This window comes from Seonamhaeicola marinus (assembly GCF_008085455.1).
On sequence record NZ_VSDQ01000606.1, the window covers coordinates 1 to 441 of the forward strand.

General features: G+C 32.0%; 2 protein-coding genes. Both read left to right on the forward strand.

The window, feature by feature from the left end; translation table 11 throughout:
• Positions 1 to 236, forward strand: a 236-nt coding sequence (locus FUA24_RS10770; RefSeq protein ID WP_148542194.1) for an acyl-CoA-binding protein, incomplete at its 5' end; no start/stop codon positions are given.
• Between the two features lie 16 nt (positions 237 to 252).
• Positions 253 to 441, forward strand: a 189-nt coding sequence (locus tag FUA24_RS25440; protein WP_222861350.1) for a hypothetical protein, incomplete at its 3' end; no start/stop codon positions are given.

The following is a 441-nucleotide window of genomic DNA, read 5'->3' on the forward strand; positions in this document are numbered from 1 at the left end:
AAGAAGCAGTAGCTAGAGTTAACGCTCACAAAGAGCCTTTTCCTGCTGATACGCTTTTAAAATTATACGCCTACTACAAAAAGGCAACGAATGATTATGGCAAACCCCGAAGCAGAGAAGCTTTAATAAATGCTTTTAAAACAAACGCCCTATTTCAAGCAAAAAACATTACTGAAACCGAAGCCAAAGAAGCCTATATTGATTTGGTTAATAAGTACTTTTTATACAGAGAATAACACAAAAAAAGCTACAATGAAACACTTTTTATATTTAGTTTTAAGCTTTTTTATAGTTGGCTGTAGCAAAAATATTCCTAAAAAAAACTACCAATATTACTGTACACTTTTTAATAATAAAACTGCTTTTGAATTAACCAATAACAGCGGAGACTCAAGAGTTTTAGTCTCACCTTTTTACCAAGGCAGAATTTTAACCAGTTCT